Origin of the sequence: Nonomuraea fuscirosea (assembly GCF_035917475.1) — a bacterium.
Taxonomy (GTDB): domain Bacteria; phylum Actinomycetota; class Actinomycetes; order Streptosporangiales; family Streptosporangiaceae; genus Nonomuraea; species Nonomuraea fuscirosea.
Genome location: NZ_CP109074.1, coordinates 300,228 through 313,730, shown reverse-complemented (window position 1 = coordinate 313,730; position 13,503 = coordinate 300,228). Strand labels below are relative to the sequence as shown.

The window sequence follows — 13,503 nt, the reverse complement described above, 5'->3', positions numbered from 1 at the left end:
CGTCTCACCCCGTCGGCCACGCCGCGAGTCACCCCAGCGGGATCGCCCGTATCGCCCCGCCGCCGAATCCCCTGTCACCCGGTCAGGCGGACTCGCGTTCCCTGAGCCGCTGGCTGACCACCTGCGTCACGCCGTCCCCGCGCATCGACACGCCGTAGAGGGCGTCGGCGATCTCCATCGTGCGCTTGTTGTGGGTGATCACGATGAGCTGCGAGCTCTGCCGCAACTCCTCGAACAACATCAGCAGCCGCTGCGTGTTGGTGTCGTCGAGGGCCGCCTCGACCTCGTCCATCACGTAGAACGGCGACGGCCGCGCCTTGAAGATCGAGATCAGGAACGCCACCGCCGTCAGCGACCGCTCGCCGCCCGACAGCAGCGACAGCCGCTTGACCTTCTTGCCCGGCGGCCTGGCCTCGACCTCGATGCCCGTGGTCAGCATGTCGCCCGGCTCGGTGAGCACCAGCCTGCCGTCACCGCCGGGGAAGACCCGGCCGAAGATCTGCTCGAACTCGCGCGCCACGTCCTCGTACGCCGAGGAGAACATCTGCTCCACCCGGTCGTCGACCTCCTTGACCACGGTCATGAGGTCGCGCCTGGTCTTCTTGAGGTCTTCGAGCTGGGAGTTGAGGAACGCGTGCCGCTCCTCCAGGGCCGCGAACTCCTCCAGGGCGAGCGGGTTGACCTTGCCGAGCTGGTTCATCTGCCGCTCGGCCGCCCTGGCCCGCTTCTCCTGCTCCTCGCGCACGTAGGGGACGGGCGGCTCGCCGGGCACCATGGCCTCGGGGCCGTACTCGGCGATCAGGGCCTCGCTCTCGACCCCGAACTCCTCCAGCGCCCGCTGCTCCATCTGCTCCAGCCGGAGCCGCTGCTCGGTGCGGGCCACCTCGTTGCCGTGCACCCGGTTGACCAGTTTGTCCAGCTCCTGGCCGAGCTCACGCACCCGCAGGCGCACCTGCTTGAGCTCGGCGTCCACGGCCACCCTGGCCAGGTCGGCCTCGTCGCGTTCCCTGGAGGCGAGCTGGACGGACGTCGCCAGGGCCGTGAGCACCTTCTTGGCGCCCTTGCTGACGGCCTCGGCCACGGCGGCCTGCCGCCTGCGCCTGGCGCGCTGAGCGGCCGCCTGGGCGCGTTCCTCGCGCTCGCGCCTGGCCGCCCTGAGCAGGCCGTCCGCGCGGCCCTCGATGCCCTTGACGCGCTCCTCCGCGGTGCGCACCTGGAGGCGGGTGTCCATCTCGCGCTGCCTGGCGCTCTCGCAGGCGCTCGCCAGGTCGTCGCGCTGGTCGGTGGTGGGCTCGGACTCCAGCTCCTGGGCGTATTCGGCCTCGGCCAGCCGGATCTCCAGCTCGGCCAGCTCCTCCAGGCCCTCGGCGCGGGCCTCCTCCGCCTTCGTCACGCTCACGGCCAGGCGCTCGGCCTCGTCGCGGGCCGCGTTGGCGGCGGCCTCCAGCTGGGCCAGCCGTCTGGCCGCCGCCGCGTTGCGCTGGTCGGCCTCCCGCTGGCGGCCCCTGACCTGGTCGAGCACGCCCTGGGCGGCGCTCACGCCGGCCTGGGCGGTGGTGACGGCCGTCTGGGCCTCGTTCACGTGGGCCTGGGCGGCCTCCAGGGCGGCCTGCGCGGCCTGCTCGCCGGCGACCGCCTCGTCCAGCGCCAGCGCGCCCTGCTCGGCCCTGGTCTCGGCCTCCTGCAGATCCCTGACGGCCTCGTCGAGCGCCGCGCGCACCTGGAGGACGGAGGTGCCGCCCTCGGAGCCGCCGGCGGCGACGTGGGCGCCGACGAGGTCGCCGCCCGTCGTGACGGCGCGCAGCCGAGGATGGCGGTCGACGACCGCCCGCGCGGTCTCCAGGTCGTCCACCACCACGACGTCGGCCAGCACGTGTTCGAGGGCCGAGCGCAGATGATCGGGGACCGTCACCAGATCGGCCGCCCACCGCCCGCCGCCGGGAGCCGCCGCCCGCGCGGGCCCGCTCCTGTCGTGCCGGTCCGCGCCCAGCGCGACGAGGAGGGTCGCCTGGCCGGCGCTCCGCGAGCGCAGCAGCTCCAGGGCCTCCACGGCGGTGTCGAGCGACTTGACCGTGATCGCCTCGGCGACGGGACCGAGGACGGCCGCGACGGCGGGCTCGGCGCCGGGTGTCACCTGCAACGAGGCGGCGAGCGGCCCCAGCACTCCGCCGAGGTCGGCCTCCAGCAGCGCGGCCCCGCCGTCGCCCTTGGCCAGGCCCAGCTCCAGCGCCTCACGCCGGGCGGTCAGCGCGGCGACGGAGCGCTGCGCCTGCTGGTCGGTGGCGCGGGCGGTGCCCACGGCAGACTTGGCGGCCTGGAGCGCGGCGCGCGGCGCGTCGAGCGCCGACTTCGCCTCCTCCGCCGCCGCCCTGGCCGCGTCGGCCACCGCCCTGGCCTCCTCGACCGCGGCCTGCGCGGCGGCCAGCTCCTCCGCCAGCGCGGGATCGACGGCCGGTTCCTCGATCCGCTGGGCCTCCAGGTCTTCCCTGGCCTGCTGCTCGCGCCGGCCCGCGTCGGCCACGGCCTGCCGCAGGCGCCCGATCTCCTCTTCCGCGGCGCGGCCCCTGCTGCGTACGGAATCGACCTGGCCGCGCAGCTTGGCCAGGCCCTCGCGGCGGTCGGCGGCGGCCCTGGCGGCCAGCGCGAGCCGCTGCTCCTCCCGGCTCAGCTCCGCCTCGGCCTCGGCCCGCCGCTGGACGGCCTCCTCCAGCAGCTCCTCGGCCTGCTCCAGCTCGGCCCGCAGGATCAGCTCCCGCTCGCGCACCTCGGCGGCCTCGCGCTCCAGGTCTTCCGGGTCGCGGCCACGGCGTTCGATGGCGGCGGCGTCGAGCGCGTGGCGGTGGCGTTCAGAAGCGAGCTGCTCCAGGCCGGTGATGCGCTCGCGCAGGGAGGAGAGCCGGAAGTAGGTCTCCTGCGCCGCGGCCAGCCGGGGCTGGGTCTCGGCCTCGGCCGCCTCCAGCGCGGCCTCGCGCTGCTGCCCCTCGGTCAGCTCGGCCTCCACCTGCTGCCGCCTGGCCGTGATCGCGGCCTCGTCGGCGGCCTCGCGCTCCAGCGTGGCGCGCAGGATGCCCACGTCGTCGGCCAGCAGCCTGAGCCGGGCGTCACGCAGGTCGGCCTGGATGACGGCGGCCTTGCGGGCGATCTCCGCCTGCCGGCCCAGTGGCTTGAGCTGGCGGCGCAGCTCGGTGGCGAGGTCCTGGACGCGGGTCAGGTTGGCCTGCATCGCGTCCAGCTTGCGGAGCGCCTTCTCCTTGCGCTTGCGGTGCTTGAGCACGCCGGCGGCCTCTTCGATGAACGCGCGCCGGTCTTCAGGGCCCGCGTGCAGCACGGCGTCGAGCTGGCCCTGCCCCACGATCACGTGCATCTCGCGGCCGATGCCGGAGTCGGACAGCAGCTCCTGGATGTCGAGCAGGCGGCAGGTGTCGCCGTTGATCGCGTATTCGCTCTGCCCCGACCGGAACATCAGCCTGCTGATCGTGACCTCGGTGTAGTCGATCGGCAGCGCGCCGTCGGTGTTGTCGATGGTCAGCGTCACCTCGGCGCGGCCGAGCGGCGGCCGGGACGAGGTGCCGGCGAAGATCACGTCTTCCATCTTGCCGCCGCGCAGCGACTTGGCGCTGTGCTCGCCCATGACCCAGGCCAGGGCGTCGACCACGTTGGACTTGCCCGAGCCGTTGGGCCCCACGACGCAGGTGATGCCGGGCTCGAAGCGCAGGGCGGTCGCGGAGGCGAAGGACTTGAAGCCGCGCAGGGTGAGGGTCTTGAGATACAAGCGCGACCCCTTTCCCCTGAACGGACTGCGGAAAAGCCTACTGGTCCACGCCGCCCCGCGGCGGCATCCGCGCACGTAAGGCATTTGACCAGGGCTTTGGCATTCAGGGAAAATAACAAGGGACGCCTCGATGAGACGTCCCTGGGTTGCGCTCCGACCGCTCTCAGGTGAGGGCCGGCTCGCGCTCCTGCATACGGCTTATCGCCTCGTCGCGGGTTTGCGCCGCAAGAGCGTCATTGGTGGCCTGAAGTCGGATGAGTTCTGCCTCCAGATCCCGGATACGCTGCTGCAGGCGGCGCATTTCCGAGACCATCCGAGGGTCAGGACCGCCGACGTGGCCGAGTAGAGCCTTCGCCATGGTAAAGGGTCCTCCACGCTGAGTGACCAGACTGGTTCGCGCACTTCTATTCCGCGGGAGGGGTGCGCGTGGTACCTAACAAGAGTCGCACCGGCAGTGTGGGCGGTCAAGTCGAACAAACCGCTGAGCCCTACTGATGGGCACTCCCGACATACAACTATACCCTATTTGGGGCGTTTGACAAAAGCGGCTACCGCTCGACAAACCCGCCCAAACTACCTCGGGGTTCGCTCCATCGTTCCACTACTCCATCCACTCTGCCCGGCGTGTCGCAACTTCTCAGCAGCTCCAGCAGCTTGACGCACGCCGCGCGTGATCCCTCCGCGACCACCTCCACCCGGCCGTCGTCGGTGTTGCGGGCCCATCCCACGAGATCGAGCTCCAGCGCACGCGCCCGCGTCCACCAGCGGAAGCCCACACCCTGGACACGGCCGCGCACCCAGGCGGTCAGCCGGACGTCTTCCTCGCCCTCCGCCATCTCATCCCCCTCACGCCACCAGGACCCGGTCACCGGCTCCCTGCCCCGAGAGCTGCTCGGCAGCCGACTCCGCCACCTCGCAGAAGGCTCTGACGGCCGCGCTTTCCCCGTTCTTCACCCAGGCGAGACCGAAGATCGACGCGGGCAGCCCCGCGACGGGCACGAAGCTGACGTCGGGGCGCTGGTGCTGCAGGGCCGTGGGCGCGCAGAACAGCATGCCGCCCCGGCCGAGCGCCACCTGGGTCAGGCCCTCCTGGGTGGTCGCCACCCTACCGGCCAGGGGAATCGGACGTCCGGAAGGGGTCACGGAGGGTGCCACCCGCTCGTGCCACCAGCGCGGGGCCGGGCCGTCCAGCCCGATCAGGGGCACGGACGCCAACTCCTCCGCCCCGATGCCGGCCCGCCCCGCGAGCGGGTGGCGGGTGGACAGGCCGAGCGTGTAGCCGACCCGGTTCAGCTCCCCGCCGGCGGCCAGATCGGGCTCGTCCAGGGGCAGCAGCGTGAACGTGACGTCCACCTGCCCGGCCCGCAGCCGGCCGAAGGGGTCGGACAGCTGCACCTCCACCAGCTCGACCGCGCAGCCGGGGTTGCGCCGCTCGAAGGCACGCACGCTGCCCGTCACGACGTCGGTCGGCGTGGCCAGGAACCCGACCCTGAGCACACCCGTCACCTCCCTGGCCGCCGTCCTGGCCCGGTTCACGGCGCCGGCCAGGCCGTCGTAGGCGGGACGCAGGTCGGCCAGGAACCGTTCGCCGAGCGGGGTCAGCCGCACCCTCCTGCTCGTCCGGTCGAACAGCCGGCCGCCGATCCTGGTCTCCAGGGAGCGCATGAGCTGGCTCACCCTTCCCGGCGACAGGTAGAGGCGCTCGGCCGTCCGCGCGAAGTGCAGCTCCTCGCTGAGCACGAGAAAGCACTCCAGCTCCCTGAACTCCATCCCAGCACCTCCGGCGGATCGTTGAACCTGCCTAAACCAAGCCTTCGGCATTCGTCATTGTTCCCGCACGTGGTCCGGCCGGAGGCTGGGCGGCATGACGACCACCGACATCTCCGGCGCCGTACGCGCGCGCCGGCTCGCCGTGACCTCCGTCGCGATGGGCACCTTCACCATCGTGAGCAGCGAGATGCTGCCCGTCGGACTGCTCACCTCGATCGCCTCCGACCTCGGGGTGTCCACGGGCACGGCCGGGCTCACGATGTCGCTCACCGGGCTGGTCGCCGCGGTCGCCGCCCCCGTGCTGGCGGTGACCGCGCGGGAGATCGACCGCAGGACGATCCTGCTCGCGCTGATGGCGGTGCTGGCGGTGGCGAACCTGGCCGGCGCGCTGGCCCAGAACCACCTGGTCATGCTGGCCGCCAGGGTGCTGACCGGAGTGAGCATCGGCGGGTTCTGGGCCTTCGCGGCCGGGCTCGGGACGCGGCTGGTCCCCGAGCGGGCCGTCGGGCGGGCCACGTCGATCATCTTGTCCGGCGTGTCGGTGGCCTCGGTGCTCGGGGTGCCCGCGGCGACGTTCGTGTCGTCGTACGCGGGGTGGCGCAGCGCGTTCGCCGCCGCCGGGGTGCTGGCCCTCGGCCTCCTCGTACTGCTGGCGGTGACGCTGCCGCCCTTGCGGCCCCCGGCCGGGTCCTCGACCTCGGCGGCGCGGGAGAAGCGCCTCTCGTGGCTCTCAGGGCCGCTCAACGTCGTTCTGCTGCTGACCGCGCTGACCGTCTCCGGCCACTTCGCCGCCTACACCTACGTCCGCCCGTTCCTGGAGCGGGTCTCACTCGCCGGCGCCGCCTTCATCGGCGTCGCACTCCTCCTGTACGGCGCCGCCGGCGTGGCGGGCAACTTCGCCGCCGGCGCCCGCGCGGCCAGGAACCCCAGGGCCACGCTGATCGTGCTGACCGGCCTCATGACGCTGTCGATGGCCGCGCTGGCGCTGAGCGCCCTGCCGCCCCTGGTCGCGCTGGTGGTGTGGGGGCTCGGTTACGGCGGTGTCGGCGTCACCCTGCAGTTGTGGATCATGCGCGAGGGCGGCGGCGAGCTCGGCACGGCGCTCTTCGTCGGCTCCTTCAACGTCTCCATCGCGCTCGGCTCGTTCGCCGGCGGCCGGATCGCGGACGGGCTGCCGATCTCCGCCGTCATGTGGGCCGGAGCCGGCCTCACGCTGGTCAGCGCGATCGTCGCTGGCATCTGGGGCAGGAGTAGGACGAGCGGTTCATGAACGCCTCGCGCCTGATGGGGCTGCCGCAGCGGGAGCAGGGCAGGTCGCGGCGCCCGTACACCTCAAGCGAGCGCTCGAAATAGCCGCTCTCGCCGTTGACGTTGACGTACAGGCTGTCGAACGACGTGCCGCCCTGCAGCAGCGCCGCGCCCATGACCGTGCGCACGGCGGCGAGCAGTTCGGCCACCTTGGGGCGGGTGAGCGTGTTCGCCGGGCGGGCCCAGTGGAGCCTGGCGATCCACAGCGCCTCGTCGGCGTAGATGTTGCCGACGCCGCTGATCAGGGACTGGTCGAGCAGGGCCCGCTTGATCTCGGTGCGTTTCGTCCTGAGCCTGCGGGTGAACTCGTCCTCGTCGAACACGGCCTCGAACGGGTCGGGCGCGATGTGCGAGATCGGCTCGGGCACGTCGCCTGCCAGCGGGGTGAGCATGACGTGGCCGAACGTGCGCTGGTCGACGAAGCGCAGGTCTGGGCCGCCGTCCTCGAAGCGCAGGCGCACCCGCAGATGTTTCTCCGGCGGCGTGTCGCCGTCCACCACGAGCAGCTGGCCGCTCATCCCCAGGTGGGCCATGAGCGCCTCGGCCGCCCCCGACAGCGGGAGCCACAGGTACTTGCCGCGGCGTTCGGCGGACAGGAGCGCGCGGCCCTTGAGCCGGGCGGCGAACTCGTCGGCGCCGGGCAGGTGACGGCGAATCGCACGGGGGTGGAGCACCTCGGCGCCGGCGATCTCACGCCCGGTCACCCATTGCGCGAGGCCGCGCCTGACGACCTCGACCTCCGGCAGCTCAGGCACTTCCGACCTCGCCCTCTGGACGCTGGGGCAACCTAGCTCTCACCTTCTGGACAACATCCGGGAGCTCCAGAACCATCCTCCAAAGCCCTCCGCCGACGGCGCCGCACCGACATCAAGTCCCGGCCCGCCGGCGCGGCACCGACATCAGCTCTCGGCCCGCCCGGCGGCCCTCAAGGCGCCGGCGTGCCGGTGTCAGACGCCGGCCGTCGATCAGGGGTCAGCCGGCCGGCTGGCTCTCGCGTTGCTCGCGGCGGGCCCTGATGCGGGTCCAGGCCGCCTCGGCCGCCTGCTGCTCGGCCTCCTTCTTGCTGCGCCCGTTGCCCGAGCCGTAGGACTCGCCGCCGACCCGCACCATGGCCGTGAACGACTTGGCGTGGTCGGGGCCGCTCTCCTCGACGTGGTATTCGGGCACGCCGAGCGCCTCGGAGGCGGTCAGCTCCTGCAGCGAGGTCTTCCAGTCGAGCCCGGCGCCGAGCGAGGCCGAGCGCACGATCAGCGGGTCGAACAGCAGGTGGACCACCCGGAACGCCTCGTCGAGGCCCTTGTCCACGTAGACCGCGCCGATCAGCGCCTCAAGGGTGTCGGCCAGGATGGAGGACTTGTCGCGCCCGCCGGTGCCCTCCTCGCCCCTGCCGAGCCGCAGGAACCGGCCCAGGCCGAGCCCTCTGGCCACGTCGGCCAGGGCGCGCATGTTGACCACCGCGGCACGCAGCTTCGCCAGCTGGCCTTCGGGCAGGTCGGGGTGGTTGCGGTAGAGAGTGTCGGTGACCACCAGGCCGAGCACCGAGTCGCCCAGGAACTCCAGGCGCTCGTTGGTGGGCAGGCCACCGTTCTCGTACGCGTAGGAGCGGTGCGTCAGCGCCCGCTCGAGAATGTCGTGGCCGAGACCGACGGCAAGGACCCGCTCCAGCTCTTCTCTGGCGACCTCGACGGCCACCGGCTTAGGACCTGCGCCCACGTGTTTCCTCCTCGGACATCTTCACACGGCGCGTCGGCTGCGGATGATGCCCGAAAACGTGGTGGGCGTCGGGGTACGGAACGTAGGCCCCGGCGTCCACCACGGCCGCGGGCGAACCGCCGCCGCACACATCTAAGAGACGGTAACGCCGACCGAGGCACTTTGGCACCCGGTCGGCATCACGTCAACTGCTGGAGCGGAACCTCCGGCGCCGGCCACCGTCACGCACTGAGCGCGGCGGCGACCCGGCGGGCGGGCCGCGTCAGCGGATCAGGCGGACGGCTCGATGACCTGACGACGGTTGTAGGTGCCGCAGGTGGGGCACGCGATGTGCGGCTGCTTGGGCGAACGGCACTGCGGGCAGCTCACCAGGGCGACAGCAGTCGTCTTCCACTGGGAGCGACGGGCGCGGGTGTTGCTCCGCGACATCTTTCGCTTCGGGACGGCCACGTCACTTCTCCTGATCGTTATCTTTGTCGGAAATCAGACCTTGCAACGACGCCCAGCGGGCGTCGATCTTCTCGTGCCGGTGATCGTCGCCGGCCTCGGCCAGCTTGACCCCGCACTCCGGGCAGAGCCCCGGGCAGTCGTCACCGCAGACGGGGCTCAGCGGCAGTGCGAGCACCACCGCGTCGCGGAACGTCGGCTCGAGGTCGAGCAGCTCGCCGTCGAGCAGTGAGTCATCCTCGGAGGCGTCCTCGTCGGAGTAGAAGAACAGCTCCTGCAGATTGACCTCGATCTCGGAGGAGACCGGGTCGAGGCACCGCGCGCACTCCCCGGCGAGCGGGGACTGCGCCGTGCCCGAGACGAGCACGCCTTCCATCACTGCTTCGAACCGGAGATCCAGCTCGACATCGGCGTCCTTGGGGACACCGATCATGTCGACGCCGAGATCCGCCGGTGCCGGGAGGGTCAGAGTCATCTGCCTCATCGTGCCCGGCCGCTTTCCCAGGTCATGAGTGGAGATCACCCACGGGGAGCGGGGGTCGAGGTGCTGAGTCATCCTGCTCTCGCTAGGCATGGCGACAAGGATCGCCGTCGTACAAGGCCGAAATGAAAGGATAGCAGCTCGCACTCAGCCCCTGAGCCGCTCGATGAGCAGGTTGTGCACCAGGTCCGGCACGAGACCCGAGACATCGCCACCGTATCGGGCGATCTCCTTCACCCGCGAGGACGACAGGAACGAGTATTCGGGGTTGGTGGGCATGAACAGCGTCTCCACGCCCGACAGACGGTAGTTGAGCTGCGCCATCTGCAGCTCGTAGTCGAAGTCGCTGACCACTCTGATGCCCTTGACGATGGCGGGGATGTCGTTCTGTCTGCAGAAATCGACCAGCAAGCCATGGAATTTCCGGACTTTGACGTTCGGATACTCCTTGGTCACGGTCTGCAGGATCTCGATGCGTTCGTCAACCGTGAACAGGCTGCTCTTCTCGACGTTGATGAGGACTGCCACGGTCACCTCGTCGTACAGCCGCGCCGAGCGGCCGATGATGTCGAGATGACCATTGGTGATGGGGTCGAACGACCCCGGGCAGACTACGCGGCGCAAGACGCCTCCCAGGTCTACGGGTTCCCGGCGGCGCGACCGTACCAAACGGACGCTTCGCCATAACGACGGACCCTCTCCTCAACGTAACCTTCAGGCCACATGAGGGGCTTTCCCCTGGTTTCCCTCTCGAACGCCACCAAAGCCTCATCTGCCAACCATTCGTTGTCGCGCAGCAGCTCCAGCACCCTCAGGACGTCATCGCCGGAGACCGCGTACGGCGGATCGGCGAAGACGATGTCGTAGCGCCCGTCGGCCGGCTTCGCCAGCAACCGCTCCACCTTGTCGGCCACCACGCGGGCGCCCGGCAGCCCGAGCGTCCCGACGTTGGCCTTGATCGTGCGCACCGCCTTCGGATCGGACTCCACCAGCACCGCCTCCGCCGCGCCCCGCGACAGCGTCTCCAGCCCGACCGCGCCGGAACCGGCGTACAGGTCGAGCACGCGGGCGCCGGGCAGCCCGTGCAGGGAATCGAGCGTCAAGAGGATCCCTTCTCGCGCCCTGTCACTGGTAGGCCTCGTGCCGCGCCCCGGCGGCACGGCCAGACGCCGCCCACCCGCCGTGCCTGCGATGATCCGCGTCATGTGACCCATTGTTCCGCATGTTCACGCAGGTCAAGAGTGGACAAGTGTCTGCCTCGGATGCGCAAGGGTGATTCACATCGGCCGGACGGGCACGCATGATGAGTCTGCGGCCTTCAAGGTGACCCACATGAAGGCCGACCGGCGTGATCGTGAGCCCTTCCGCACGCCGGTTCCCTCGGCACCTGACCCGAGGGTGGGCCCAGCCGGGGACGGCATTCGGGGGGAGGCCGTCCCCGCGGCTGGGCATCCAATCTTCTGCGGCGTCGTTGTGATCCCGCTCACTTCTCCGCGGCTCTGCCGCAGCTTCAACCCCAACTTCAACCCCAGCCCCATCCTTTACGGCGGTGCCGTGGCTTCCCACCCGCCGCACTCCGGCTGACGGCCCTCCAGGAAACGGCCTCTGACCCTTCACCGGCCGACCGCCGCAACGCGAGCCCACCCTGACCGGCCAGGTGGTCAAAAGCGGGACCGATCACATCGTTCAGGAGCGATCGGCCACTTGATGGAGAGGGCGGCCCGCCCCATGGTCGCGAGCATGACCGGCCGCGCCGTCGAAGTGAGATCGGCCACATGGTCGGAGGTGTGACGGTCGCCCGGTTAGCTCGTCGTGCGCTCTCGTCAGGTTTTTTCCAGGTATTCCGCTCGTTCGTCTGCCAGGAGGCGGTCGATCTCCGAGCGCAGGCCCGTGTGGCGTTCGAGGTCCGGGTCGTCCGTCAGCAGGGCCGCGGCCTCTTCTCTGGCGGTGGCGATGACGTCCTCGTCCCTGAGCAGTTGCAGCAGTTTCAGGGACGAGCGTTTGCCGGACTGGGCCGCGCCCAGCACGTCGCCCTCGCGTCGTTGTTCCAGGTCGACCCGGGACAGCTCGAAACCGTCGAGTGTGGCCGCCACCGCGTCCAGCCGGGCCCTGGCGGGGGTGCCTTCGGGGAAGTCGGAGACCAGGAGGCAGAGGCCGGGCAGGCCGCCTCGGCCGACGCGGCCTCTGAGCTGGTGGAGCTGGGAGACGCCGAAGCGATCGGCGTCCATGATGATCATGACGGAGGAGTTGGGGACGTCGACGCCGACCTCGATGACCGTCGTGGCCACCAGCACGTCGAGCTCGCCGCGCGTGAACGAGCGCATCACCGCGTCCTTCTCCTCCGGCGGCAGCTTGCCGTGCAGGGTGCCGACCCGCAGGTCGTGGAAGGGCCCCTCGGTCAGCAGCTCGGCCACGTCGAGGACGGCGAGCGGCGGCCTGCGCTCGTCGCCGCCGGTCGCCGCCGCGGCCAGGTCGCCCTCGTCGCCCTCCAGGTCGCCGATGCGCGGGCAGACGATGTAGGCCTGCCGGCCGAGCCCCACCTCCTCTCTGACCCGCTGCCAGGTGCGCTCCAGGAAGTGGGGCTTCTCGGCGGCCGGGACCACGTGGGTGGTGATCGGGGCGCGGCCCGACGGCAGCTGCGACAGCGTCGAGACCTCCAGGTCGCCGAAGACCGTCATGGCGACCGTGCGCGGGATCGGCGTCGCGGTCATCACCAGGACGTGCGGCCGGCCGCCGCCCGCCTTCTCGCGCAGCGCGTCACGCTGCTCGACCCCGAACCGGTGCTGCTCGTCCACCACGACCAGCCCCAGGTCGGCGAACTGCACGTGCTCCTGCAGCAGCGCGTGGGTGCCCACGACGATGCCGGCCGTGCCCGAGGCCGCGTCGAGCAGCGCCGAGCGGCGGGCGGCCGCGCCCATGGAGCCGGTCAGCAGCGTGACCGCCGTGCCCCCGAACATCCCTCCCTGCGCGAGGTCGCCGAGCATGGCGGTGATCGACCGGTGGTGCTGCTGGGCCAGCACCTCGGTGGGCGCCAGCAGCGCGGCCTGGCCGCCGGTGTCGACCACCTGGAGCATCGCCCGCAGCGCGACCACCGTCTTGCCCGCGCCGACCTCGCCCTGCAGCAGCCGGTGCATGGGGTGTTCGAGTGCCAGGTCGGCGGCGATCTCCGCGCCGACCCGTTCCTGCCCCTCGGTCAGCGCGAACGGCAGCCGCGCGTCGAAGTCGGCGAGCAGCCCGTCGGGACGCCCTGGACGCGGCTTCGCGGGCCAGGCGGTGGCGGCCTGACGCCGCTGGAGCAGCACGGCCTGCAGCACGAACGCCTCGTCGAACTTCAGCCGCTTGCGCGCCCGCCCGACGTCGGCCATGGTCTTCGGCCGGTGCACGGCCACCAGCGCCTCCGCGAGGTCCTGGAGCCCATGCCGGGCCCGCAGGCCGGCGGGCAGCGGATCGTCGAGAGGGCCGAGCGTGTCGAGCACGATGCCGATCGCGCGCCTGATCGCCCACGGCGTCAGGTCCTTGCCCGCCGGGTAGATCGGCACCGGCGCCGACGCGAACTCCTCGGCGCTCGCCTCGCTCTCCTCGAACAGCTCGAACTCGGGATGGGCGAGCTGCCAGCGCGGGCTCGTACGCGATCCGAACATCCCGACCTTGCCGGCGAACATCCCGCGCCGCCCCGGCTTGAGCCGCGACTCCGCCACGTGGGAGCCCTTGCCGAAGAACGACAGGTAGATCCTGTTGCGGTTGCCGTCGACGACCTCGACCTCCAGCCAGGTGCCGCCGCGGTTGCGCATGGGCTTGCGCATCAGCCGGCTCACCTCGCCCACCACGGTGACGTGCTCGTCGACCTCCAGCGCGTCGAGCGAGGTCAGCTCGCCGCGCTCGGCGTAGCGCCGGGGGTAGTGGCGCAGCAGGTCGCCGACCGTCTCAAGGTCGAGCACGCTGTGCAGCAGCTTGGCGGTCTTCGGGTCGAGCGCCTTCGTCAGAGGCTCGTCGAAACGGCTCACGGCAATAA

The 13,503-nt window shown here is 71.2% G+C and carries 12 protein-coding genes; 1 reads left to right on the top strand and 11 read right to left on the bottom strand.

From position 1 onward, the window contains the following. Positions 1-82: 82 nt before the first annotated feature. The 4 genes from smc to OIE67_RS01415 all read right to left on the bottom strand — a co-directional run bounded on the left by smc (position 83) and on the right by OIE67_RS01415 (position 5,542). A complete protein-coding gene (gene smc / locus OIE67_RS01430; protein ID WP_326635891.1) occupies positions 83-3,772 on the bottom strand; it encodes a chromosome segregation protein SMC in 3,690 nt (1,229 codons plus the stop codon). Positions 3,773-3,935: 163 nt separating this feature from the next. After that, entirely contained in the window at positions 3,936-4,130 is a 195-nt protein-coding gene (locus OIE67_RS01425) for a hypothetical protein (protein ID WP_106249247.1), read from the bottom strand. Positions 4,131-4,320: 190 nt separating this feature from the next. Continuing rightward, complete coding sequence (locus OIE67_RS01420; RefSeq protein ID WP_106249482.1) at positions 4,321-4,608, bottom strand: acylphosphatase; 288 nt, start codon at positions 4,606-4,608, stop codon at positions 4,321-4,323. A gap of 10 nt (positions 4,609-4,618) precedes the next feature. Further along, the gene (locus OIE67_RS01415; protein WP_326635887.1) at positions 4,619-5,542 is read right to left on the bottom strand and encodes a LysR family transcriptional regulator; all 924 of its coding nucleotides are present in this window, start codon (positions 5,540-5,542) and stop codon (positions 4,619-4,621) included. A 94-nt stretch (positions 5,543-5,636) separates the two neighbouring features. Between OIE67_RS01415 and OIE67_RS01410 the strand changes: the two genes are divergently transcribed. Next, positions 5,637-6,812, top strand: coding sequence for an MFS transporter (locus OIE67_RS01410; RefSeq protein ID WP_326635884.1), 1,176 nt, complete (start codon positions 5,637-5,639; stop codon positions 6,810-6,812). Here OIE67_RS01410 and mutM read toward each other — a convergent pair. The 7 genes from mutM to recG all read right to left on the bottom strand — a co-directional run bounded on the left by mutM (position 6,760) and on the right by recG (position 13,495). Further along, positions 6,760-7,605, bottom strand: a complete 846-nt coding sequence (mutM, locus tag OIE67_RS01405; protein ID WP_326635882.1) for a bifunctional DNA-formamidopyrimidine glycosylase/DNA-(apurinic or apyrimidinic site) lyase — start codon at positions 7,603-7,605, stop codon at positions 6,760-6,762. The genes OIE67_RS01410 and mutM overlap by 53 nt on opposite strands. 217 nt (positions 7,606-7,822) lie before the next feature. Then, a complete protein-coding gene (gene rnc, locus OIE67_RS01400; protein WP_106249252.1) occupies positions 7,823-8,542 on the bottom strand; it encodes a ribonuclease III in 720 nt (239 codons plus the stop codon). Between the two features lie 291 nt (positions 8,543-8,833). Then, on the bottom strand, positions 8,834-9,013 hold the full coding sequence (rpmF, locus tag OIE67_RS01395) for a 50S ribosomal protein L32 (RefSeq protein ID WP_033409409.1): 180 nt from the start codon (positions 9,011-9,013) through the stop codon (positions 8,834-8,836). Between the two features lies 1 nt (position 9,014). Next, positions 9,015-9,584, bottom strand: a complete 570-nt coding sequence (locus tag OIE67_RS01390; protein ID WP_407674825.1) for a YceD family protein — start codon at positions 9,582-9,584, stop codon at positions 9,015-9,017. Between the two features lie 54 nt (positions 9,585-9,638). Continuing rightward, positions 9,639-10,115 carry a pantetheine-phosphate adenylyltransferase gene (gene coaD / locus OIE67_RS01385; protein WP_106249253.1) on the bottom strand — a complete coding sequence of 159 codons (477 nt, stop codon included), beginning with the start codon at positions 10,113-10,115 and terminating at the stop codon, positions 9,639-9,641. A 14-nt stretch (positions 10,116-10,129) separates the two neighbouring features. Next, positions 10,130-10,696 carry a 16S rRNA (guanine(966)-N(2))-methyltransferase RsmD gene (gene rsmD / locus OIE67_RS01380; RefSeq protein WP_326635869.1) on the bottom strand — a complete coding sequence of 189 codons (567 nt, stop codon included), beginning with the start codon at positions 10,694-10,696 and terminating at the stop codon, positions 10,130-10,132. 618 nt (positions 10,697-11,314) lie between these two features. Further along, positions 11,315-13,495 (bottom strand): ATP-dependent DNA helicase RecG, encoded by a 2,181-nt coding sequence (gene recG, locus OIE67_RS01375; protein WP_326635867.1) that lies wholly within the window; start codon positions 13,493-13,495, stop codon positions 11,315-11,317. Positions 13,496-13,503: the final 8 nt, after the last annotated feature.